The 21072-nt window shown below is 55.1% G+C and carries 23 protein-coding genes and 1 pseudogene; 15 read left to right on the top strand and 9 right to left on the bottom strand.

What is annotated here, in order from left to right; all coding sequences use genetic code 11:
* Positions 1-62: 62 nt before the first annotated feature.
* From RVM26_RS09405 to RVM26_RS09395, 3 genes are read right to left on the bottom strand one after another with little or no spacing between them, the layout of a single operon-like run.
* Positions 63-503: a DUF411 domain-containing protein gene (locus RVM26_RS09405; RefSeq protein ID WP_008957442.1), complete on the bottom strand. Its 441-nt coding sequence runs from the start codon at positions 501-503 to the stop codon at positions 63-65.
* Positions 504-516: 13 nt separating this feature from the next.
* On the bottom strand, positions 517-651 hold the full coding sequence (locus RVM26_RS09400) for a hypothetical protein (protein WP_008957443.1): 135 nt from the start codon (positions 649-651) through the stop codon (positions 517-519).
* Positions 652-687: 36 nt separating this feature from the next.
* Entirely contained in the window at positions 688-1239 is a 552-nt protein-coding gene (locus tag RVM26_RS09395) for a Spy/CpxP family protein refolding chaperone (RefSeq protein ID WP_227391415.1), read from the bottom strand.
* 357 nt (positions 1240-1596) lie between these two features.
* Here RVM26_RS09395 and RVM26_RS09390 point away from each other — a divergent pair, with 357 nt between their 5' ends.
* Both RVM26_RS09390 and RVM26_RS09385 read left to right on the top strand, forming a co-directional pair.
* Positions 1597-1968 (top strand): copper resistance CopC family protein, encoded by a 372-nt coding sequence (locus RVM26_RS09390; RefSeq protein ID WP_498938336.1) that lies wholly within the window; start codon positions 1597-1599, stop codon positions 1966-1968.
* A 51-nt stretch (positions 1969-2019) separates the two neighbouring features.
* Positions 2020-2877 (top strand): CopD family protein, encoded by an 858-nt coding sequence (locus RVM26_RS09385; RefSeq protein ID WP_498938334.1) that lies wholly within the window; start codon positions 2020-2022, stop codon positions 2875-2877.
* Positions 2878-3003: 126 nt separating this feature from the next.
* Here the strand turns inward: RVM26_RS09385 and RVM26_RS09380 are convergent, their stop codons facing one another.
* Complete coding sequence (locus tag RVM26_RS09380; RefSeq protein WP_054641839.1) at positions 3004-4179, bottom strand: RNA-guided endonuclease InsQ/TnpB family protein; 1176 nt, start codon at positions 4177-4179, stop codon at positions 3004-3006.
* A gap of 56 nt (positions 4180-4235) precedes the next feature.
* Here RVM26_RS09380 and tnpA point away from each other — a divergent pair, with 56 nt between their 5' ends.
* The 9 genes from tnpA (at position 4236) to RVM26_RS09335 (ending at position 12052) form a co-directional block, all read left to right on the top strand.
* Positions 4236-4649: an IS200/IS605 family transposase gene (gene tnpA, locus RVM26_RS09375; RefSeq protein ID WP_485874025.1), complete on the top strand. Its 414-nt coding sequence runs from the start codon at positions 4236-4238 to the stop codon at positions 4647-4649.
* Between the two features lie 276 nt (positions 4650-4925).
* The gene (locus tag RVM26_RS09370) at positions 4926-5459 is read left to right on the top strand and encodes a cupredoxin domain-containing protein (protein ID WP_485874026.1); all 534 of its coding nucleotides are present in this window, start codon (positions 4926-4928) and stop codon (positions 5457-5459) included.
* 14 nt (positions 5460-5473) lie between these two features.
* Positions 5474-6139: a response regulator transcription factor gene (locus tag RVM26_RS09365; protein ID WP_475312825.1), complete on the top strand. Its 666-nt coding sequence runs from the start codon at positions 5474-5476 to the stop codon at positions 6137-6139.
* Complete coding sequence (locus RVM26_RS09360; protein ID WP_498938331.1) at positions 6126-7460, top strand: ATP-binding protein; 1335 nt, start codon at positions 6126-6128, stop codon at positions 7458-7460. The genes RVM26_RS09365 and RVM26_RS09360 overlap by 14 nt, the downstream gene beginning before the upstream one ends.
* Before the next feature lie 68 nt (positions 7461-7528).
* Positions 7529-9385, top strand: coding sequence for a copper resistance system multicopper oxidase (locus RVM26_RS09355; protein WP_498938329.1), 1857 nt, complete (start codon positions 7529-7531; stop codon positions 9383-9385).
* A 9-nt stretch (positions 9386-9394) separates the two neighbouring features.
* Positions 9395-10165, top strand: a complete 771-nt coding sequence (locus RVM26_RS09350) for a copper resistance protein B (RefSeq protein ID WP_498938327.1) — start codon at positions 9395-9397, stop codon at positions 10163-10165.
* A gap of 130 nt (positions 10166-10295) precedes the next feature.
* The gene (locus RVM26_RS09345; RefSeq protein ID WP_045812317.1) at positions 10296-10712 is read left to right on the top strand and encodes a hypothetical protein; all 417 of its coding nucleotides are present in this window, start codon (positions 10296-10298) and stop codon (positions 10710-10712) included.
* A 166-nt stretch (positions 10713-10878) separates the two neighbouring features.
* Positions 10879-11052, top strand: a complete 174-nt coding sequence (locus tag RVM26_RS09340; RefSeq protein ID WP_157826517.1) for a hypothetical protein — start codon at positions 10879-10881, stop codon at positions 11050-11052.
* Positions 11030-12052, top strand: a complete 1023-nt coding sequence (locus tag RVM26_RS09335) for a DcaP family trimeric outer membrane transporter (protein ID WP_498941724.1) — start codon at positions 11030-11032, stop codon at positions 12050-12052. The genes RVM26_RS09340 and RVM26_RS09335 overlap by 23 nt, the downstream gene beginning before the upstream one ends.
* Before the next feature lie 143 nt (positions 12053-12195).
* Here the strand turns inward: RVM26_RS09335 and RVM26_RS09330 are convergent.
* From RVM26_RS09330 to RVM26_RS09310, 5 genes and pseudogenes are all read right to left on the bottom strand, one after another.
* Positions 12196-12414, bottom strand: a pseudogene (locus RVM26_RS09330) (transposase); the annotation flags it as partial.
* 378 nt (positions 12415-12792) lie between these two features.
* Positions 12793-13833 (bottom strand): L,D-transpeptidase family protein, encoded by a 1041-nt coding sequence (locus RVM26_RS09325; protein ID WP_081195058.1) that lies wholly within the window; start codon positions 13831-13833, stop codon positions 12793-12795.
* Entirely contained in the window at positions 13830-14660 is an 831-nt protein-coding gene (gene lgt, locus RVM26_RS09320) for a prolipoprotein diacylglyceryl transferase (RefSeq protein WP_081195060.1), read from the bottom strand. The genes RVM26_RS09325 and lgt overlap by 4 nt, the downstream gene beginning before the upstream one ends.
* A gap of 18 nt (positions 14661-14678) precedes the next feature.
* Positions 14679-15539, bottom strand: coding sequence for a F510_1955 family glycosylhydrolase (locus tag RVM26_RS09315; protein WP_039181150.1), 861 nt, complete (start codon positions 15537-15539; stop codon positions 14679-14681).
* 111 nt (positions 15540-15650) lie between these two features.
* Positions 15651-17255, bottom strand: a complete 1605-nt coding sequence (locus RVM26_RS09310; RefSeq protein WP_498938323.1) for a multicopper oxidase family protein — start codon at positions 17253-17255, stop codon at positions 15651-15653.
* A 319-nt stretch (positions 17256-17574) separates the two neighbouring features.
* Between RVM26_RS09310 and RVM26_RS09305 the strand changes: the two genes are divergently transcribed.
* From RVM26_RS09305 to RVM26_RS09290, 4 genes are all read left to right on the top strand, one after another.
* Positions 17575-17772, top strand: coding sequence for a hypothetical protein (locus RVM26_RS09305; protein ID WP_144983648.1), 198 nt, complete (start codon positions 17575-17577; stop codon positions 17770-17772).
* Positions 17773-17920: 148 nt separating this feature from the next.
* Positions 17921-18490 (top strand): Spy/CpxP family protein refolding chaperone, encoded by a 570-nt coding sequence (locus RVM26_RS09300; protein ID WP_096921764.1) that lies wholly within the window; start codon positions 17921-17923, stop codon positions 18488-18490.
* A 79-nt stretch (positions 18491-18569) separates the two neighbouring features.
* Entirely contained in the window at positions 18570-20849 is a 2280-nt protein-coding gene (locus RVM26_RS09295) for a heavy metal translocating P-type ATPase (RefSeq protein ID WP_498938320.1), read from the top strand.
* Complete coding sequence (locus tag RVM26_RS09290; RefSeq protein ID WP_016915536.1) at positions 20846-21040, top strand: DUF2933 domain-containing protein; 195 nt, start codon at positions 20846-20848, stop codon at positions 21038-21040. Before RVM26_RS09295 ends, RVM26_RS09290 begins: the two co-directional genes overlap by 4 nt.
* The last annotated feature ends 32 nt before the right edge of the window (positions 21041-21072 follow it).

Genomic DNA, 21072 nt, shown 5'->3' with positions numbered 1-21072 from the left:
TGCTGTACTACAAGAGTCCGTTAGAACGGCGTGCAGACAGCAGGCGAGCTTTTATCACCCTACTAAAGGGTCATAAATGGCTCATCTTCCTGGCCTGTAAACGTGTACACATTGTAAGGGCTTTCTTGTGGCCCCGGCATACCCGGTGTGCCAATGGGCATACCCGCCAAACCGATACCGTCAATATCGGGTTGTTCCTCAAACAGCGCCTGCACGGCTTCCATTGGAACGTGGCCTTCGATCCAATACTCGCCCATCTCAATGGTATGGCATGAACCCAGGCCATAGGGCACGCCTGCCTGCTGCTTAATATCACCCAGCTCTACATCGTCAATAATCGTCACTTCTACGCCGAGCTCTTCAAGATGGCGTGCATAAGCGTCACAGCAGCCGCACTGGGGGTTTTTATACAATGTTGCCTCTGGCGGTAACGCCGCCTGGGCGGAGACCGCCCCAAGCAGCATGGAACCAGAGAGTAAAAGCTTGGTGCTCATATGTTGCATTATTTTCAACTCCTTAGCGTGAACGACTGAAGAGGTATTTGGCCAGCGAAGCGATCGCCAAGCCAATTAATAACAGCATGGCCAGGGGCATCAACCAGCCTAGCCACCCCATTGACCCCATAAAAGCAAAACATTCCGCGTTCATCATGCCATCACTCCTAAAAAAAGAGGCAATCGCCAAGGCTTATTGCGGGCCATGGTGGCTGGGCATGCTTCCTCTCATCTGTTCACGCTGCTCATCGGTCAGTAAGTCCTGCATCTGATTATGCATGCGCACGTTATCAGCCATCATATCGCCATGAAGGTTGGCCATTTGAGCATGCAGCGCCTTTATTTCCTCTGGTTCAGGGCGTTCAGTCTGCATGGTTTGCATCATGTCGTCGCGCAGGTTCATCAATTCGCCCATCCGCTCAAGCTGGGCCGCGCGGTGTTCTTGGCGCATCTCACGCATGGTACTCATCTGCTGCTCGTCGAGCATACCGCCAATGCCGAACATACTCCCCATGCCTTCCATCATTGGACAAGGCATCATCCCGCTTTGCCCTCCCATCATCATTCCTGGGTACATGCCTTCTTGACTGCCCATCATCATGCCCGAACCCATACCGACTTGGCCGTCCATCATATTGCCCTGACCTTGGGCGCCTTGGCTCATACCTTGAGCGAAGATGGCGCTGCTGGGGACACTGAGGCTTGCAGCCAGACCAATGGCAAAGATCATCTTGTGCTTAACCATGATATTTCCTCTTATCATGTTGCTGGTCGAGACATCGCCTTATCCATTAAAAATGGAAGAAGGCGGAGTTAGCTTTCGTTATAAGCCTACAACCTATAGGTGGCCCAAAGGTAAAGGAGAAACCGATCCCAATACCTAAGTGTTGTCACAGATCATTTTTTCCGCCATTTTCAGCCCTGCTTCAGGTTGGCACGCTATAACACCTACACATTTCTTTGAAGATTCATACGACGCCATGCGCCTTGTTCGCCAAACAGGGAAAATGAACGATGTAAGAAGGCTCAACCGAATCAGTTTTAGCGCCTCCGCGATGAAGTAACAATATCCATTCAACCCTGAAAAACATAAGGATACGGTATGCAAAAGAAGACGAGTTCGCTCCCTATCATTCACGCTTCCTTAGCAACGCTGTTGCTGTCGCTAGCAATCCCAGTGCTGGCCCATGAAGGGGCCGTAAGCACTTCGCCTAAGGATGGCGTCACCATTCAGGATTCCCCAGCAGAGATTGGCATCGAGTTTGGTGGCATGATGCGCATCACCCAGTTTGAAGTGGCAGGCCCGGACGGCCCCGTTCCTCTTGATGGTCAGCCAGGCAGTGAACAGGTCGATCGCTACTTCGTAAAGCCCAGTGACACTCTTTCGGCTGGGGATTACCAGGTGCGCTGGCGTGGCCTATCGGATGACGGGCACATGATGTCTGACGGTTTTAACTTCTCGGTCGAGCCCTGACCAGTGGCCTGGTGGTTCTCCGTAAATAGCCTCGACGTCTGGACCGTCGCGATGATTCTCGTGGCGGCTGGGGTTTACCTTAGTGCCCTAGTCGCGACGGGGGCCGTGTTGTTTCGTCTAGCGTTTCCCCGACTCCCTGATCACGACCGGAGGCGCGTCGCCCGCATGGGCGTCTTTGCTGCCTGGGCGGGGGTCATTCTGATTCTGTTCCAGTGGCCTTTAGAAGCTGGTTACCTTGGGGGCGGCAATATATCTGCTGCAACCAACCCAATGCTGCTCGGAATCGTGTTTGAGGGTGCGTCCGGGGGCCGGCTAATGCTGGCGGTAGCTGGCTTGCTGCTGGTTCAGGCGATTCAGCTTAATAACTTAGCGCTCTCGAAAACAGCCAACAGCGTGAGCCTAGTAGGCGTTTTATTGGTGATGCTGGCATTCGTGCAGGTGGGGCATACAGTAAACACCCCACGCCTCGTTCTGGCTGGCTTGCTGATCGTTCACCTGATGGCGGCAGCATTTTGGGTGGCCTCGCTTTGGCCGCTGTTCCATTTAGTAGGACGGGGTCACAAACAGGACAATACCGCCCACATTCTGACCCGTTTCGGGAAAATCGCCATGGGCGGAGTTGGCGTGTTGGTACTGGCGGGCGTCACTTTGGCCACGCTGCTAACAGGCGGTCTCACACCCCTGCTCACCACGGCATATGGACAGTTCTTGATCGGCAAGGTATTGATTGTGGCGGCGCTACTGTTATTTGCTGCCGCGAACAAGTGGCGGCTTGTGCCGGCCTTTGAGAGCGGCGACGCAACAGCCCCAGGACGGTTACAGAGAAGTATTGCACTGGAGATGGTGCTGGTCGCGGTTATCTTGTTGATCACGGCAGTGCTGACAAGAGTGTCATCACCGAATGGGTGACTAACAGGTCAACCACCTTGTTGAGCCGTTCCAGAGCTCGAAATTAACGGTCTCCTTCTTATGGGCCTTACGGTGACTGCTCCCCGCCCTAAGCGCTGACGCGCCACGGGCGAGGCTTCCCACTTCTCAGGCAGCTGCCGACGATGTGCCGGACTTACGCAAGCCTCCATGGGCAGAGACGGACAGCCCTTCCGCCTTCAGCTCGATAATGCCTTGATGCTTGATGTTCAGCGCCGCGTTGATGTCCCGGTCGTGCTGTGTGTGGCAGGCGGGGCACTCCCACGACCGGACGTTCAACGGCATGGCGTCCATCTTGTGCTGGCAGACATGGCAGGTCTTGGAGCTGGCAAACCACGGGTCAATCTTGACCAGATGCTTGCCCTGCTCCCTGGCCTTGTAGTCCAGCTTGGTCATCAAGGCATGCCAGGACGCATCGCCGATGTGCTTGGCGAGGCAGGTGTTTTTCATCATGTTGCGGACCTTCAGCGTCTCGACGATCACCGCTTGATTATCGTCAACGATCTGTCGAGAGAGCTTGTGCTGGAAGTCGTTGCGGGCATTGGCGACCCGCTCATACGCCTTGGCGACGAGTAACCGTGCCTTGGCCCGGCGGGCGCTGCCCTTCTTCGTGCGTGACAATGCCTGCTGTTTGCGCTTGAGGTTCTTCTGCGCCTGCTTGAGGAAGCGCGGATTGGCGACCTTGCGGCCATTTGAGTCGATAGCAAGATGGGATAGCCCCATGTCCAGTCCGACGACGCGAGAGGTATCAACGTCCATGGTCGGCACGGGGGTCGCCTGGTCGGTATCAAAGAGCAGCGAGGCGTAGTGCTTGCCGGTGACCGTGCGCGACAGCGTGATGCTCTTGAGCTTGCCGTCAACAGGCCGGTGAACTTTGGCCTTGATCGGCCCCAGTTTGGGCACCTTGATCCAGTTGTCGCCGGCCTTGACGCCGACGCAGTGATAGCTGGACTGCTTGCCCCGCTTGCTCTTGAAGCGCGGATAGCCGGCCTTCTGCTTGGGGTCGAAGAAGCGCTGGAAGGCATGATCAAGGTTGATGCAAGACTGCTGGAGCGCCATGGAATCCGCCTCTTTCAGCCAGCCGTACTTGCGCGATTTCTTGGCCACCGGCAGCAGCTTCTTGATGTCGTGCTTGGCGCTCAGCGACTGCCCGTGACGCTTGTAGCGATGCGACATGATGCGAAGGCCGGTGTTGTAGCAGAAACGTACCGCACCGAACTGGCGGTTCAGGAACTCCGCCTGCTCGGTCGTGGGATAGATGCGTACCTTGGTGGCCTTCAGCATGTCAGTGCTCACTGCTATAATAGCCAGAGATTAAGGACTATAACGAGGAATGTAAAGTGAGTGTGTATGAAAGTTATCGGCGAGGGCGGCATAGCGTCACTCGGCTAGTCGTCCACCTTGTTTTTACGACGAAGTATCGGCGCAAAGTGTTCGACGGCTACATGATAGGGCAGCTCCGAGAGGCATTTGAATCAGCTTGCGAAAAACTCGACTGCCGCATCCTTGAGTTCGATGGTGAAGAAGACCATGTTCACCTGCTCGTGGAGTATCCGCCGAAGCTGTCGATCAGTGTGCTGGTCAACAATTTGAAATCCACGTCGTCCCGACGGGTGCGGTTCTTGAATGCCCATATTCCGCGCCTCAGCAAGAGCGCCGTGCTGTGGTCGAGATCGTATTTCGCTTGTAGCGCAGGCGGAGCCACTATCGAGACGCTCAAGGCTTATGTGCAGGGACAGAAGACACCAGAATAGGGCCGCTTGTGCGGCCCCCGCTTACCTCCCCGCCCGAGTGGGCGAGGGTTCACGCGGGTTTTTGCTGAGGTTTAGGCGGAGGCTGCCATAGGCAATTGCACCAACAAGACGAAAAGTCATTGCTGCAGCGTTGACTCTAATCAGGGGGGCAGGATCCATCATCATGTTAGAAATGCTTTTGGGTAGCAGGCCATATTTTTACGTTAGGTTCAGACTCGTTTCAGGCTAACACCGTATAAATAAGCAGTGACAACAACCCTTTTGAGGTAAATGACCATGCGCAACACCATTTTAACAACTCCTTTGCTTGCTCTTTCACTAAGCCTAGTAACAAGCGCGGCATGGGCTGCACCCGGCCACGGCGGTGGTGGCAATAACCTAACCGAGGCTGACGTTGACCGCACGATCAGCCTTGAGGCTGGCGATATGTGGTTCGACCCTGAAGAGCTAGAACTGGCGGCTGGGGAGGTGGTTAAATTTGAAATCACCAACACCGGCAATTTAGAGCATGAATTTGTGATTGGTAGCAAAGAAGCCCAAGAAGAACATCGCCAGATGATGCTAAACATGGCCAATGGCGGAGGCCATGACATGTCAAATATGGCACACGGTGAAGGCCACGATATGTCCAATATGTCAAACGGCGATGGTCACGATATGGCCAATATGAGCATGGCAGGGGTGACCATTGCACCTGGCGAGACTGGGTCTCTATTATGGCGTGTTCCTGATAATGTTAACGAGCTAGAGTATGCCTGTAACATTCCCGGCCATTATGAATCCGGCATGTACGGTAATTTTTCTCTCTAATCTGACGCAGACCCATGAAACTGTTGCTACTCGAAGATGATGATTTGCTGGCAGAAAGCTTGGCAGAGAGTCTCAAGGACAACGGTTACCTTGTCGACTTGGCCGCTTCATTGAAAGCGGCCAAGTCGCTGATGGCAACCGAGCATTATGAACTGGCGATCTTAGATGTCGGTTTGCCCGACGGCTCAGGGCTGGATCTGCTCGCCCAGTGGCGCAGGCAAAAACGCGACACGCCTATTTTGATCCTGACGGCGCGCGATACCTGGGAAGATAAAGTTATCGGACTTGAAACCGGAGCCGATGACTATCTCACCAAGCCTTTCCACGAAGCCGAACTTATGGCTCGCCTGAAGGCCTTGTTGCGTAGGCAGTCTGGTCAGTTATCTCCGGTGATTACGCTTAACGGTGTCTCGTTGGATGAGGCGGGTCAACGCGTGTGCTTAGAAGGAGAAACGTGGCGTTCGCTAACAGCAACGGAGTTTCGATTACTGCGCTACTTAATGCTGCATCCTGATCGCATTCACTCGAAAGAGCAGCTACTAGAGCAGCTCTATGCATTGGATCAGGATGCCGCCGCGCCTAACTTGGTGGAAGTCTACATCGCTCGTCTGCGCCGTTATCTCGGTAAATCAGTCATTCAAACGCGACGCGGTCAGGGGTATTTCTTTGCTTCACATTGATAGACGTAGTTTACGCATTCGGCTACTCGCATGGCTAGGCGGCGTCGCGCTACTGGTGGTGGTCACCACGTGGCTATTGCACGGGATCTTTTTACAGAGCCTGGCAAGGGATTTTTTAGGTGAACGCTTACAACGTGAAGCAAACCACGCGGTCGCGCAGCTAGAGCAAGACCAAACGGCTGTACCGATTGCGCTCGACTCGGTTAGCCAAGGCTATCAAGTCTTTCATCATCTCTACGTACTCCGTTTCAATGGCTCGGTCAGCGCTTCTGACCCGCAATGGCAGCAACAGCTGGCTCCGTTGCTAGATGAGAGCGGCGATGCCCTAATAGATGTGAATCGCGGAACACAGCACATGCTCGTCTATCGCCGCCATTTTGAGTGGCAGGGCACGCAGGGTGTGCTATTGGTGGGCGAGGATTTTTCCCAAGTAGAAGCAGGGCTTGCAGCTTTGCACTGGTGGGTTGGTGGGATCGCCGCCGTGCTTTTAGGGATGCTCATCATACTCAACATGCTAGCGGTTAACCGTGGACTCATACCACTCTGGCAACTGCGCCAACAACTTGAAGCATTGCGATCAGGCAAACGTGATCGCTTGTCATTAGTAGCCCCTTCGGAGCTAGATGAATTAGTCGACCAGTTGAACTGGTTCATGGACGACATTGATCTTCGTCTGAAGCGCTCGCGAGAATCGGTCGCCAACCTATCACACGCATTAAAAACCCCGCTGGCAGCAATTACCCAAGTACTGCGCGGCAATCGGCCCATTGATGAAAACCGACGGCATAAACTGCTCAGTCGTATTGAAGATATTAACGCTCAGTTAGCTGCAGAGCTGCGTCGTTCGCGTATTGCAGGGCCTAACGCGGGTCGAATGGCGAACGTCACGCGAGATAGTTCACGGCTCATCGAGATGTTCCGTAGTCTTTACCCTGAGCGCATTTTCAACCTTACCCACTCGGCACACGAGAAAGACCAAGTGCCTATTGAGGCTCACGACTTTTCTGAAATATTAGGCATCGTGCTCGATAACGCTGGCAAATGGTCGAATAGGTGCATTAATTGCGATATTGCCGTCTCCACTACCACACTCACGCTCACCACTGATGATGACGGTTTCGGCGTTGCAGAAGAAGATCTTTCGCGCTTGGGAGAGCGTGGCACACGATTGGATGAACGCCGTCCCGGCTACGGCTTAGGCCTGTCGATTCTTGCGCAGTTAATTGCCCGCTACTCAGGGCACTCGCGCTTTGAGCGTAGTCCACTGGGTGGACTGCGCGTTACGGTTACGTTGCCTCTTGCAGTTGAAGTGATTAATTAATCACTATTCAGCTTTGATTCAGCTTCTTCCATCAAGATGGTGCCATTCATCATTGATGGGAGTTACACATGGCACGCTCAAGCATCATTTCTCACCCGCTTTCTCGCCGGCAGGTCCTAAAAGGCGGCGCTGCCCTAGGAATAGGTTCCGCTGCCGCAATGGGATTAACCCCCGCCTGGGCAAACCCCTGGGGCCGCAGCAATGTCTACGCGCAGGGCGTTGAAGAAGGGCCCGAGGTATCGCTGGCGATCCGCCGTGAATCGTTGCCTATTGACGGACAAGAAGCCCAACCAATTACCATTAACGGTACCAGTCCTGGCCCGCTGATTCGTTTGAAAGAAGGTCAAGACGCCGTACTGCGTGTCACCAACCTGCTGGACGAGTCCACCTCCATCCACTGGCATGGTCTCATTCTACCGCCGGAAATGGATGGTGTGCCTGGTGTCAGCTTTGCCGGTATCGCCCCTGGTGAAACTTTTACCTATCGTTTCCCTGTCAGGCAGAACGGCACCTACTGGTATCACAGCCACTCCGGTATGCAGGAGCAGCTAGGCCATGCCGGGCCGCTGATTATCGACGCTGCCGAGCGTGAGCCTATCCGCTACGACCGTGAGCACGTATTGCTGCTCACCGACTGGACCTTTGAAGATCCCATGTCGGTGTTCCGTAATCTGAAAACGATGGAAGGGTACTACAACTTCCAAGAGCGCACGATTGCTGACTTCTTTGCCGATGTTCGTAATAACGGTTTCTCTCAAACCGCCGAGATGCGCGGCATGTGGGCCAAAATGCGCATGAGTTCGCGGGATATCGCCGATGTTACCGGCAGTACTTATACCTACCTGCTCAACGGCCACTCCCCCCAGGAAAACTGGAACGCGCTGTTCAAGGCCGGTGAGCGGGTACGGCTACGCGTGATTAACGGTTCGGCCATGTCATACTTCGATGTCCGTATACCCGGCCTGAAGATGACCGTGGTGGCCGCTGATGGCCAGCCAGTGCAACCTGTTCCCGTTGATGAGTTCCGTATTGGCGTGGCTGAAACCTACGATGTGCTTGTTTCACCGGAAGATGATCGAGCTTATACCATCTTCGCCGAAGCCATGGATCGGAGCGGCTATGCTCGCGCGACTCTAGCCCCGCGTGAAGGCATGCAGGCGGAGATTCCCAAGCGCCGCCAAATTGCCGACCGCGGTATGGAAGCCATGGGTGCCCACGGTATGGGCGGCATGGATCATTCCAACATGTCGGGGATGGACCACTCAGGCATGTCGAATATGGAGGGCATGGATCATTCAGGCATGTCGAATATGGAAGGCATGGATCATTCCAGCATGGCGGGGATGGACCACTCCGGCATGTCCAACATGCAAGGCATGGATCACTCTACTATGGGAGGCATGGCAGCCGAGCAGGCCAAAATAGGCGCAAACGGTTTGCTTCTCGCTGGTGAAGCCCAGCCGGGCTCTCGCTATAACCAGGCGGGAATCGGCATTGATCCTGACGAAAGACGCGTATTGGTTTACCGGGATCTCAAAGCGATCACTCCATGGCCCGACCGCCGCGAACCAGGCCGTGAGCTTGAACTGCACCTGACAGGCAACATGGAACGTTACATGTGGTCGTTCGACGGCAAGAAATTCAGCGAAGTAACCGGCCCCATTCATTTTGTGAAAGACGAGCGGCTGCGCCTCATCCTCGTCAACGACACCATGATGGAACACCCCATTCACCTCCACGGTATGTGGATGGAGCTAGAAAACGGCCAAGGGGAATTGATACCACGCAAACACACCATAGATGTGAAGCCCGGTGAGCGCGTATCTGCGTTGATCACCGCAGATGCAGAGGGCAGTTGGGCGTTCCACTGCCACCTTCTCTATCACATGGATGCTGGCATGTTCCGCGTTGTTCAAGTTTCTTAAGGAGACAGTATGAAAATTAAGCGCTACTTAACCCTTGCCAGCGCCGCCCTTGGCATGGCCGCCGCCACGACCGCTCAAGCCGAAGATGGCTATGCGGCACCAGACAGTTGGCCAGCGCCCACTGAGGAACATAATATGGGTATGGCACTGTTTGATCGGCTCGAATATAGCGTGCCTGATAAAGGCCCAGAAGCCGTGGTATGGGACTTTCAAGGTTGGTACGGCGGCGATATCAACCGCATTTACCTAAAGTCAGAAGGCGAAAATGTCCAGGGCGACGGCGAAGATGCTGAGTTTGAGTCTTTGGAACTACTCTATAGTCGTTTAGTGGCTGATTTTTGGGAGTTACAGGGGGGGATCGGTTATCAAGGCGGTGTTTTCTCCGATGATCACGCCGAACGCACCTATGGGGTTGTCGGCCTGCAAGGCATAATGCCCTACGGCATTGAAACCGACGTGGCATTACGAGTGAGTGAAGATGGCGACGTGGCCGCCAGTTTTGAAGGCGAATACGATCTGCGCCTGACTCAGCGGCTCTACCTACAGCCGCGCACCGAAATTGCCGTTGCTGCTAGCGAAGTCGAGGAGTTTGGTGTGGGTGAGGGCCTTAACTCAGTGCGTGTCGGCATGCGCCTGGGCTACGAAGTGACCAGACGCTTTGCGCCTTACGTGGGCGCTTACTGGGTAAAAGAGTATGGCGATACCGCCGACCTATCTCGTGCTGGTGGGAATAATACCGAAGATACCGGCGTGGTGGCAGGTGTCAGGTTAATGTTTTAAATCGTTAAGCACTCTATAACTTGCGCCACCGGAAGGTGGCGTTTTTTTTGCTAAAAAACCACTAAATTCAGCTTCAATTCATACTCTAAGGTTATTATTAAATTGTAAATAACCAGCGGAGTAAACCACCATGAAATTTAAAGCAATTATTTTTGGCGCAACGGTAGCAACTATACTATCTACACCTGTCTTGGCTAGCTTAGGTAACACCTCTCAAGGCGCTCCGACGCTTGAAAGAGGCGTATCTTCTACGCTGATTCTTGCACAAGGGCACTCGAAGCGTTTCAATATTAATATTGAACAAGCGACTACCCTCCAAGTGACAAGTGAACATTTTCCGGGCATTACAAGCACTGGCAACCGCATTTCAGCTGTTCTTTATAATGAGGCGGGACAGCAGGTAGCAGAAGCTTCCAGCCCACGGGGGCACTTCGAACTTATTCGTCAGCTGCAACCTGGAAATTATCAGCTTGAGGTGAGTGGTAGCTCATTGGGAGGTAATAACCAAAGTGACAGTAACCGTTATGAACTACATGTCGCCTATTGATATCCTTTAGTCTTGACATGAATTAAGAAGGTCAGCCATGAGCTGACCTTTTTTATGAAAAACTAGTATCTCGGCAAACAAATTCAGCTTTAATTCAGGAATTTTCGCTAACTTTATAGTGCCGCAATCGGCGTAAAAACAAGACAATTCATAAAGAGGTGTCATCATGTGGAATAACAAGAAGATTCCCTTGGTCAGCATGACGGTTATGGCCTTGGCAATCGGCTCGACGTATGTTTCGGCCCTGGAAACCCAAGTGGGAGAGACCACCGTGGGGCTTTATGGCTACGCCAGGCTGAACATGGCTTACAACTTCGATCCGGGATGCCGGATCAGCTAACGAAGGTTACTTTGCTGAAGTCGCAGGATCGGAAGATGAGAGGGATGTCGGGGATCAGTTTCAAGTCACCGCGACACAAAGCCGCATCGGCTTTCGGACCAGTACGCCTGTCGAGGGGGGCACGCTAGACACCGTTATCGAAGGGGATTTCTGGTCCTACAACGATGATAATACGCGCTTCAGACTACGGCATGCCTATGGGTCCTGGAATGGCATTCTGGCAGGGCAAACCTGGTCGAATTATAACACCTTCGTCGCCGCCACGCCCACACTGGATTTCCTCGGCACGGCGGGAAGCAATGGCTATGGGTCGCGCCTAGCCCAGTTGCGCTACACCATGGGAGGATTCTCGATAGCTGCGGAGGATCCAAAGGCACAGCTGGCGGAGAACATCGATGGCTCCGTGCCAGAAGAGGATTTGCTACCGGATAATGACGATGCCGTATCATCGATGCCCGCGTTGAGCCTGCGCTATGAAGATAGTATGGGTGACTTTTCCTACTCAATCGCCGGCATCGCCCGGCAGCTGAAGTACGATACCGGAAGCGAAAAGGATACGGAAATGGGCTATGGGGCCTTCGCCGCAGGTGCCTACCATGCCGGACCGGTGACCTTGAGAGCGATCGTGAACGCCAGCGAGGGGGCGAACAGTTACCTCTATCTGTCTGGCGATTACTTCAACGGTGCCGATGCCTACGTCGATACCAACGGTAAGCTGCAAACGCTATCTGGCGATGGCGGAGCCCTTGGTCTTTCTTATCAAATATCACCACAGTATTCACTGAACGCGTCCCATGGCTATACCGATGTCGAATTGGGCGACCCTACCGTAGGTGGGAATGCAGGTAGAAAGAACAAGAATACATTTCTTAATCTGATGTGGACTCCCAACGAACGCTTGATGTACGGAATTGAGTACGGCTATTTCGAAACGGAGTTGGCCGATGGCCGTGAAGAAGATGCGAGCCGTGTGATGGTGGCTGCCCAGTATAGTTTCTAGGGTGAGTTAGTAGCATAGCAGAGAAGCTGTTTTGATCGATTGCTTGGGCGTATGCCCAAGCTTTTTTATGGTTCTTCGTCACTTCATGTGGGGCCTGATCGAACAGGCGACCCACAATACCACTGTCACTAAACTGAATAAGAAAGATCAGTCGCGTCGGGAACACTTTTGATGACCAAATCGATACAGATGAAGTCGCGCATGGCCTGGCTGTCATAGATGGCATCTTCAAGCGCTTCGTCGACCAGTGCATACCATTGCTGAAGGAAGTAGATCCGCAACATCTGGGCCAGGAACCGTTCCCGGCGGGTGACCTTCTTATTGTTCTGGTGCTCAGCCTGAGCAAACGAGATCTGTTTCATCGAGAACTCTGGCGGGTAGTGGAAAACTGTATTTTGCCCTGCCGGTGGCACTTAGGCAGCAACGGTCGTATTTATGCAGTGTTTCCCTAAAGCGCGCCAAGTGCGCATCTCAGCGTCCCACTCCATTCGGCTCAACCAAAAAAGATAAGCTGTCATGGCACCAATCAGTACAACAACGAAATGTCTTCCAATTCTATGACGCCTAGTCGACATACTGACTTTTTTAGCTATAACGTGATGGTTCATATTTTTTCATACCTAGACACCACTTCATCGCAAGGCTAACCCTATTTCACATATGATTAATATCGACTTTATTCGGGTGCCTGGGAAGCTTGGCTGACTTTTCTCAGCATCCCAAACACCCTTATGAAAGCGTTAAAGACCCACCTCATAAAGCAATATCAAGGGTTGTGCTTGTTCTTCTAGAAGCTCATCCTGAGTTGGCGTATCGATGGGCACTACTTGACCGTCGGATCTCTCCAGCAGTTCTTGGAGTTGTGCATAATTTACCGATTGATCCAAGATGTACTGATTGAGCTTCGGCTGCATCTCAAGCAGTGCTTGTCTGCCGTGGTTCTGATTTTCAAGAAACTGATATACCTGCACGAACGCAGTGCCATCGTCCCAGCCGATCTTGACGGGCTGATCGACGATATTAACCTGAGTGCCTAAAGGCACAGCACCGAATATTGCTTTAACATCTTCCGGAAACATGCGTATGCAGCCACGGCTGGCGCGCATGCCAATGCCGTCCGGATCATTGGTACCGTGAATTAGATAACCAGGAATATCGAGCAGGATGGCATGCTTGCCGAGCGGGTTATCGGGACCCGGCGGCACCACTGAGGGTGCCGGTTCGCCTCGCGCCGCCGCTTCTTCACGCATGGAACGTGGCGGATACCAGGCAGGATCCTCAAGCCGCATGGTAGTGGTGGTAATTCCCAGTGGGGTGTTATAGCCATCTCGACCGATACCGATCGGATAGGTCTCGACTCGCGGCACCTCACCTTCGCCTATCTCCGGAAAATAGTAGAGACGTAACTCGGCGATGTTAATTACAATGCCAGTCCTCTCGGCATCGGGCAGGATATACTGGGCTGGCACGAGCACTTCTGTTCCGACGCCCGGCACCCAAAGACTGACGTTCGGATTAGCCCGACGGATTTCCTCGTAGCCCAGGTTATGGGTACGGGCGATATCGAGGAGCGTATCCGCCTCGTTGTCTACCACTACCTTATAGGCCTCACCAATCAGGTCACCGTACTCAGGCAACCTGTAGTGGCCCTGCGGCCACTCCCCCACGTCTTCAGCAAGCACAGGCGAAGTGCTCAGCAGCGTAGCGATAAGCAACGCCCCTAGCCCCGTTTTAATAATAATGGCAGTAATGGTGTTGGAGTGCCCAAGCGATAGTATCATTGTGTCCTCCTCTCTCGGCGGCGCAGATATAAACCGGGTTGGCTATGATTATCCACCGGTTGTTGGCGCGACCAGGTGATCAGCGCCATGCCGACCAGTATCATAGGGGCAGTCAGCAGCATTCCCATGGTGACCCAGCCAAACGCGAGGAAGCCGATGTGTTCATCCGGCAACCTCACGAATTCAACTGTGAAGCGAAACACGCCGTACAGCAGCAAAAAAAGACCAGAGATCAGACCTCGCCGCCTCGGTTCAGCGGAAAGCCACCACAGCAGCACGAACAGCACCACCCCTTCCAGGGCGAATTCATAAAGCGCAGAGGGGTGTCGTGGCTCTGGGCCCATGTGGGGAAACGGCATCGCCCAGGGCAGGTTGCTGACGCGCCCCGGCAGCTCGTGATTGATGAAATTGCCGATTCGCCCTGCACCAAGACCGATCGGCACCAGTGGTGCGATGAAGTCGGTTAGGGCAAAGAAGCCGAGCCGATGCTTTCGCGCAAACCATAGCGTCGCCGCCAGCACCCCGAGCAGTCCACCATGAAAGCTCATACCGCCTTCCCAAACTTTGAACAGCCATAAGGGGTTGGCCATAAACTGTTCTATTCCATAGAACAGGACATAGCCCAACCGGCCACCAACCACTACGCCTACCGCGGAGTAAAAGATCAGGTCGCTAATGTCATCGTGGGTTAGCTTAAGCCGATTAGCTCTAAGGCGCCCAAGCCACCAGGCGGCGCCGAAGCCCACCACATACATCAGGCCATACCAGTGAATCGCGAACGGGCCGAGGCTGATGGCCACTGGATCAATCTGGGGATATTGCAACATGTGGTATCTCCCAATTCATTAGAGGTGCGACCAATCGCGCCCACCGTTATTACTGATCAGCAGTTGATTGAGGTCATCAACCGCCACCAAACGCTGGGAGTCGTGCGGATCCAGCGCCAGATGCATCAGATAGCGCTCTTCCCAGCCACGCTTGACTACTTCCCAATCCCGGCTGCCCTCCCCAACTCTCAGCAAGCCTACCCCTATCATGAAGGCGTAAAGCTCTCCTTGGCTGGCCACCACCAGGCTCGTAGGGCGACGCTCAGGGTATACTTGTCGCCATCGTTCGCCTCCGTCAGGACTCATCAATAGCCCGGTTTGGGTGGCGGCATAGAGTTGTTCGGGATCACGGCTCGAGGCAGCCAGTGAAATCAGCCCGGCCGGCGCCTGGGCGCGAATCTGCCAATTGGCTCCACCATCCTGGCTGACTTGGAGCTGGCCACCGTTAGCCCCATAGAGCACGTCGGGACTGGCCTCACTGATGGTCATCTGATGAAAGTCCACCGGGCCATCAACGCCGATAGCTAATTGTGACCAGCTGCGGCCTGAATCCCGGGACTTAACCACGCCGAGGTTGCCTCCCCTGGCCGGGTGGCCGCTGGCAAAGAAGGTCTCGGCTTCTTCCGGGTGAGGAGCAAAACCCATGAAGTCATGGGTCTCCTCCGAGACCCGGCGGGCCATTCCATCACTACCAACGGCATAGAAGCCATGATGGGTGGCCAACCATAGTCGTTCGCTATCCGCTCGATCGACGGCCAGGCCGTGAATATGGGTCTGCTCTCGCAGTTGCTCAAGACTGATACTACTCGGTTCTCGGGAGCAACCTGAAAGCAAGGTAAGCAGGAAGGCCACGGCGAGTGGCCAGCGATAATAGGTCATGACATCACGTCCTTATCAGTCGTCAGGTGGACAAGCACCACGCAAAGCCAACGCGCAACGCCAAAGCAAAACAAAACAAGGCAAGGCAAGGCAAGGCAAGGCAAGGCAAGCTCAACTCACACGGATCGTTGCCATCATGCCTAGCTCTTCGTGTTCGATGATGTGGCAGTGGAACAGCCAATCGCCGGGCTTGAGGAACACCATGCGCAGCCTGAGACGCTGATAAGGAGCCAGGTTGACGGTGTCCTTCCAGGCCAGCCAGGGCGCGTCTCGCCATTCCCTGTCAGCATCGCGGGTAGCGATCACCTGAAAGTGGGTGCCATGCACATGGAAGGGGTGATCCATATGGGAGTTATTGAAGACTTCCCACTCCTCTACCTCGCCAACCTGCCCCTCAAACAGGACGTCGTTCATGGCAAAGGCACGGCCGTTGATCAGAAAATCCACCTTGGGTCGAACCGCTCTATCATCGTCGCTAGCGTGACTCGCCCCATGCCCCGGCCCATGGGTTCCGTGATGGCTGTCACTGCCGCCGTGGCCGGCATGCGGATCGGCATTCACCGCACCGTGATTGTCATGGTCTGGCATCACCTCGGTCAGTTCCACTTGACGTCTCACCACTGGTTCGCCCAGGGGTTCGATATGGGACAAGGGGTCAGGTAACGCGACGGCGGGGTATACGCCAGTATTTAGGGTATGAATCGATAATAGCGAAGCAATCTCGTCCAGATGTGCCGGCTTAGCCCCCATCCAACCACGTGTATAGGGATGACTCGCCAGCTCAAAACTCCTTTCAGATTTCTCGCTGATGCGTACTAGCAGATCGACCCGCTCACCCGGGGTGAGCAGCAACTCTTCGAGTGGTTGTGGTCGCTCGATCAGCCCGCCATCGGTACCGATCAGGGTCAACTCGTGATCTTCCAAGCGTAAACGCAAGTACCGGCCAGCACAGGCGTTGACCAGCCGCAGCCGCAGAGTAGTGCCCGGCGCCACATCAAGACGTGGCTCGCGTTGGCCGTTGACCAACAGAAGCTCCCCCTCGCGTCCATTCATCCAATCTTCGCTGGTATGGGGCGCCACTTCGCCATTCATATTCAGGCGCAGGTCGCTGACCACTAGCAAATGCTCTTCCACCTCCGCGGGCAACACGCCTAATCGGGGCCTGACCAACAATGCACCCGCTAAACCATGAGCTACCTGACGCGCAGTACCTTCATGTGGGTGGGGGTGAAACCAGTGTAACCCTGCACTCCCCCTATGAAAAACATAACGATAATGTCGTGACTCTCCTGGTAATACGGCTTCCCAGGGTGCCCCATCTTGCGACTGGGGCACCGGTACCCCATGCCAGTGCAGCGTCGTTTCCTGCTCAAGCTCATTTATCAGCGTAATGTCTAACTCATCCCCCTCTCGCACCTCAATCAATGGCAACACTTTACCGTTGTAGAGCCACAACTTTGCCTCCAGCCCATCGCTCACTGGCAGCGCATGGGCAGCGGGGGTTAACACACTTTGAAAGCGCCCAACCTGATCACTCAAGTTTGCAATCCGAGGCAATGGTTGAAGGGGTTGTCCTGCAGGGATGCTAGCGTTATCTAGCAGAGCTGTTGGTGACGCCTGTGTATGCCGTCCGGCCAAAGCGTGAACCAATAGGCCAGACCCAGATAGGGCAATACCACCCAGGGTGGTGTAGCGAAGAAATTCGCGACGTTTCATGGCTATTCCTCGTGATTAAAATCATCATCTTGGCCCGCCATAGGCGAGCTGAACGTTCAGCGATGAAGGTTTAAACGCGAGGAGGGCGATCAAAGAGCGCGCGCGGAGCTGGCGACCAGTTGACCAGATAACGAGGCAAGGTCGACGTGGCGGAGGTTGCGTCTTCGATAAGCAACGCAAGATTTACCGCACACTGAGCACAGGGCATACAGCACTCTGCCATATGGGAGGCATCGTGGTCGCCAATGCTGACCGACCCAACAACTTCGATCGCTCCACTGGCTAGATCAATGTCAGTGAACAGACAAGGTTCATCTTCATGATGATCCATCGCCACGACTATCAATGGCTGCGCCAAGGCAAGGCTTATCAGCAAACAAAGCAGCCATTTAAAAGTGGAGCAATTCATGACAAAGAAGTAATCACTATCGAGTGGAGGATATTAAGAGTATTTCATGGCTTCACAGACACACGCAACCCAAGTGCAGCAGGCAGGTTGCCGAATTACCAAAATTGATACAGGTCAACAAACTGCCTACTTTCACGCCCTGAGATGCCTTAGGCATGCCTGAATGCCATATTGAGAATTGACCTAGGTGCGACACATAGCCTCAATACTTCAGGCATCGGCCTTTGATATAGGCCTGTCGCTAAGGAGAACGACCATGGATATTCGCAAGCACACTCTCGCCTTCGGACTCACCCTGGCCCTCGCAGCCAGTGGTACCGGCATTGCTTTCGCCCAGGGAATGATGGGTGACCAAGCGGGCCAGGGACGCTCCATGATGGAGGGCGGCATGGGTTCCGGCATGATGGGCGGCGGCCAAGGCGGAATGGGGCCCGGCATGATGGGGGAAATGATGGGCGGCGGCATGATGCCCTGCCCGATGATGGGCGGCGCCGGCATGGACATGATGTTGATGCTCGATGATGATCAACGCAGCGAGATGCGTGAGCTGATGCAGGAGCACCGACCTGCCCAGTTCGAACGCATGGGGCGGATGATGAACCTACGCGACGACCTGATGGCGGAGATGCACGGCGATCGCCCAGACCCTGATGAGGTTCAGGCGCTACACGGACAGATGGCCGAGTTGCACGGTGAGATGATGGCCGAGATGGTGCGCATGCGAAATGCCATGCATGACCTGATGAGCGACGAGCAGCGCCAACAGCTTGAGCAGGCCACACCCGAGGGCGGCGTCGATCCTGACGACCATGACGCCCACCACTGACCGAGATGTCACTGCGTAGGCATTAGGACGGACGGCCAACCCTGGCCGTTCTCTCATCAACACCAGCAGGAGGTACACGATGTCCGATTCGACCCCGAACACAATCACCCTGACGGTGCCCGGCATGGGCAGCGACCACTGCGCCGGCATCGTGCGCAAAACGCTCGAACGCCTTGATGGCGTGGGCACGATCCAGACCAATATCGCCAATCACCATGTCAGTGTGACCATCGAAGCAAGCGGACCCGATGGCGATACCTTGAAGAAAGCCGTTGAGGGCGCTGGCTATGACGTAGCCGCCGTGCAAACCAACGATGAGGAAGCCGAGAGTGACACCGAGATCGAGGAGGCCTATCTAAGTCAGGCTCGCAGGCGACTGATCATCGCCGCGATACCCACCACCCTGATCATGCTGCTAATGATTCCGCACATGTTCTGGCAGCCAATTCCCGGCTATCTGGCCATCGTGGCACTGCTAGCCTTCCCGGTGGTATTCCTCTATGGCGGGGCAGCCACCCACAAGTCGACCTGGCGCTCGTTGAAAAACGGAACCTTTAATATGGATGTGCTGATCTCCATGGGCAGCCTGCCGCCCTACCTGATTGGCCTGGTCGGCTTTTTCTACACCATGACCTCGTTCATTGAGATGGCTGCCACCATCATGACCTTCCACTTGCTGGGCCGTTATTTGGAGGCACTAGCCAAAGGGCGCGCCTCCCAGGCTATTCGTCGCCTGATGACGCTGGGCGCCAAGACAGCGCGGGTGGAGCGCGACGGCGAGGAAATTGAAGTGCCGGTGAAAGAGCTCACGCCCGGTGACATCATGATCGTGCGCCCCGGCGATAAAATCCCCACCGACGGCGAAGTGGTCGAGGGTGAGAGCCATCTCGACGAGTCCCTCGCTACCGGCGAGTCGATACCGGTCTACAAGAGCACCGGCGACAGCGTGATCGGCGCCACCATCAACAAGGAGGGCCGATTGCGGGTCAAGGCGACCCGCGTCGGCGCCGATACTTTTCTCTCCCAAGTGGTGCGTCTGATCGACCAGGCTCAGGGCTCACGGGTGCCAATCCAAGAATTCGCCGACCGTATGACCGGCCGCTTCGTGCCAGCGGTACTGGCTATTTCACTGGCTAGCCTGATTGCATGGGCGCTGTTTCCAGACGTCCTGCGGCCGATTCTGGACTGGGGCGCGACCTTCCTGCCTTGGGTGAATCCAGATGCCAGCACACCAACGCTAGCCCTGATTGCCGCCGTCGCCGTGCTTGTCATCGCCTGTCCCTGCGCCCTCGGCCTAGCCACCCCCACCGCGCTGATGGTGGGCTCCGGTATCGGTGCCGAGCGCGGCATCCTGATCCGCTCCGGCGAAGCGATCCAGACCTTCAAGGACGTCAAAGTGATGGTGCTCGACAAGACCGGCACCATTACCCGCGGCGAGCCGAAGCTCACCGATGCCGTCACCGCCGAAGGAGTCGAGGAAACGCGCCTGCTGACCCTCGCCGCGAGCGTGGAGAACGCCTCGGAGCACCCCATCGCCCGGGCCATCGTGGATGGTGCCAAGGAACGCGATGTGAAGCCCGGTGAAGTCAGCGATTTTCGCTCCACCGGAGCGCGGGGCGTCTCGGGCAAGGTGGGCGATGAAACCGTGCTGATCGGCAATCGTCGACTGCTGGAAGAGGAAGGCGTGACAGGCCTTGAGGCTCTTGATGACGCCATGGCAGAGCTCGAGGGCAAGGGGCGCACCGTTGTGATCGTCGCCGCCGACGGTCAGGCCCTGGGCCTGGTGGCAGTGGCCGATACCCTCAAGGAAAAATCCGTAGAGGCCATCCGCGGCATGCATGACCTGGGCCTGCACGTGGTGATGATCACCGGCGACAACGAGCGCGCCGCCTGTGCCGTAGCAGACGAGGTGGGCATCGACGAGGTTCAGGCCGGGGTGTTGCCGGAAGGTAAGGTCGATGCCATCCGTAAACTTCAGGAGAAACATGGCAACCACGTGGCCATGGTCGGCGATGGCATCAATGATGCCGCGGCGTTGAAGCAAGCCAACGTTGGCATAGCCATCGGCGCGGGGGCAGATGTGGCCATTGAGGCCGCCGATGTGACCCTGGTGCGCGGCGAACTGACCGCCGTGGTGGATGCCATGCACCTATCTCGCGCCACCTTCGGCAAAATCGTCCAAAACCTGATCTGGGCCAGCGCTTATAACGTGGCAGCCATTCCCATCGCCTCGATTGGTCTGCTGCACCCGATGATCGGCGTCATCGCCATGACCGCAAGCTCTCTCTCCGTCATTGGCAACTCGCTGCTACTCAAGCGGCGCTTCGCCACAAACAACCCACAAGGAGACGCCAAATGAACCGCATTCACCACTGGATGATGACTGCTTGCTTAGTAATTATGGGCGTGGCCATGTTCTTTCTAATGTGGCGCGGCCAGTCACTGGGCACTGGGGCCTGGCTGTTGCTTCCCCTGACACTCTGTCTTGGCATGCATTTCCTCATGCATCGCCATTTCGGTCATCATCAAAGAAATAAGGATGAGAAGTGAGCCAGCGTCATTGCGTTCATGAAATCGATGTC

The sequence above is a fragment of the Halomonas sp. KM072 genome (genome assembly GCF_050710315.1).
GTDB classification, from domain to species: domain Bacteria; phylum Pseudomonadota; class Gammaproteobacteria; order Pseudomonadales; family Halomonadaceae; genus Vreelandella; species Vreelandella hamiltonii.
The sequence above is the reverse complement of the archived record's forward strand: the minus strand, read 5'-3'. Positions and strand labels throughout refer to the sequence as shown.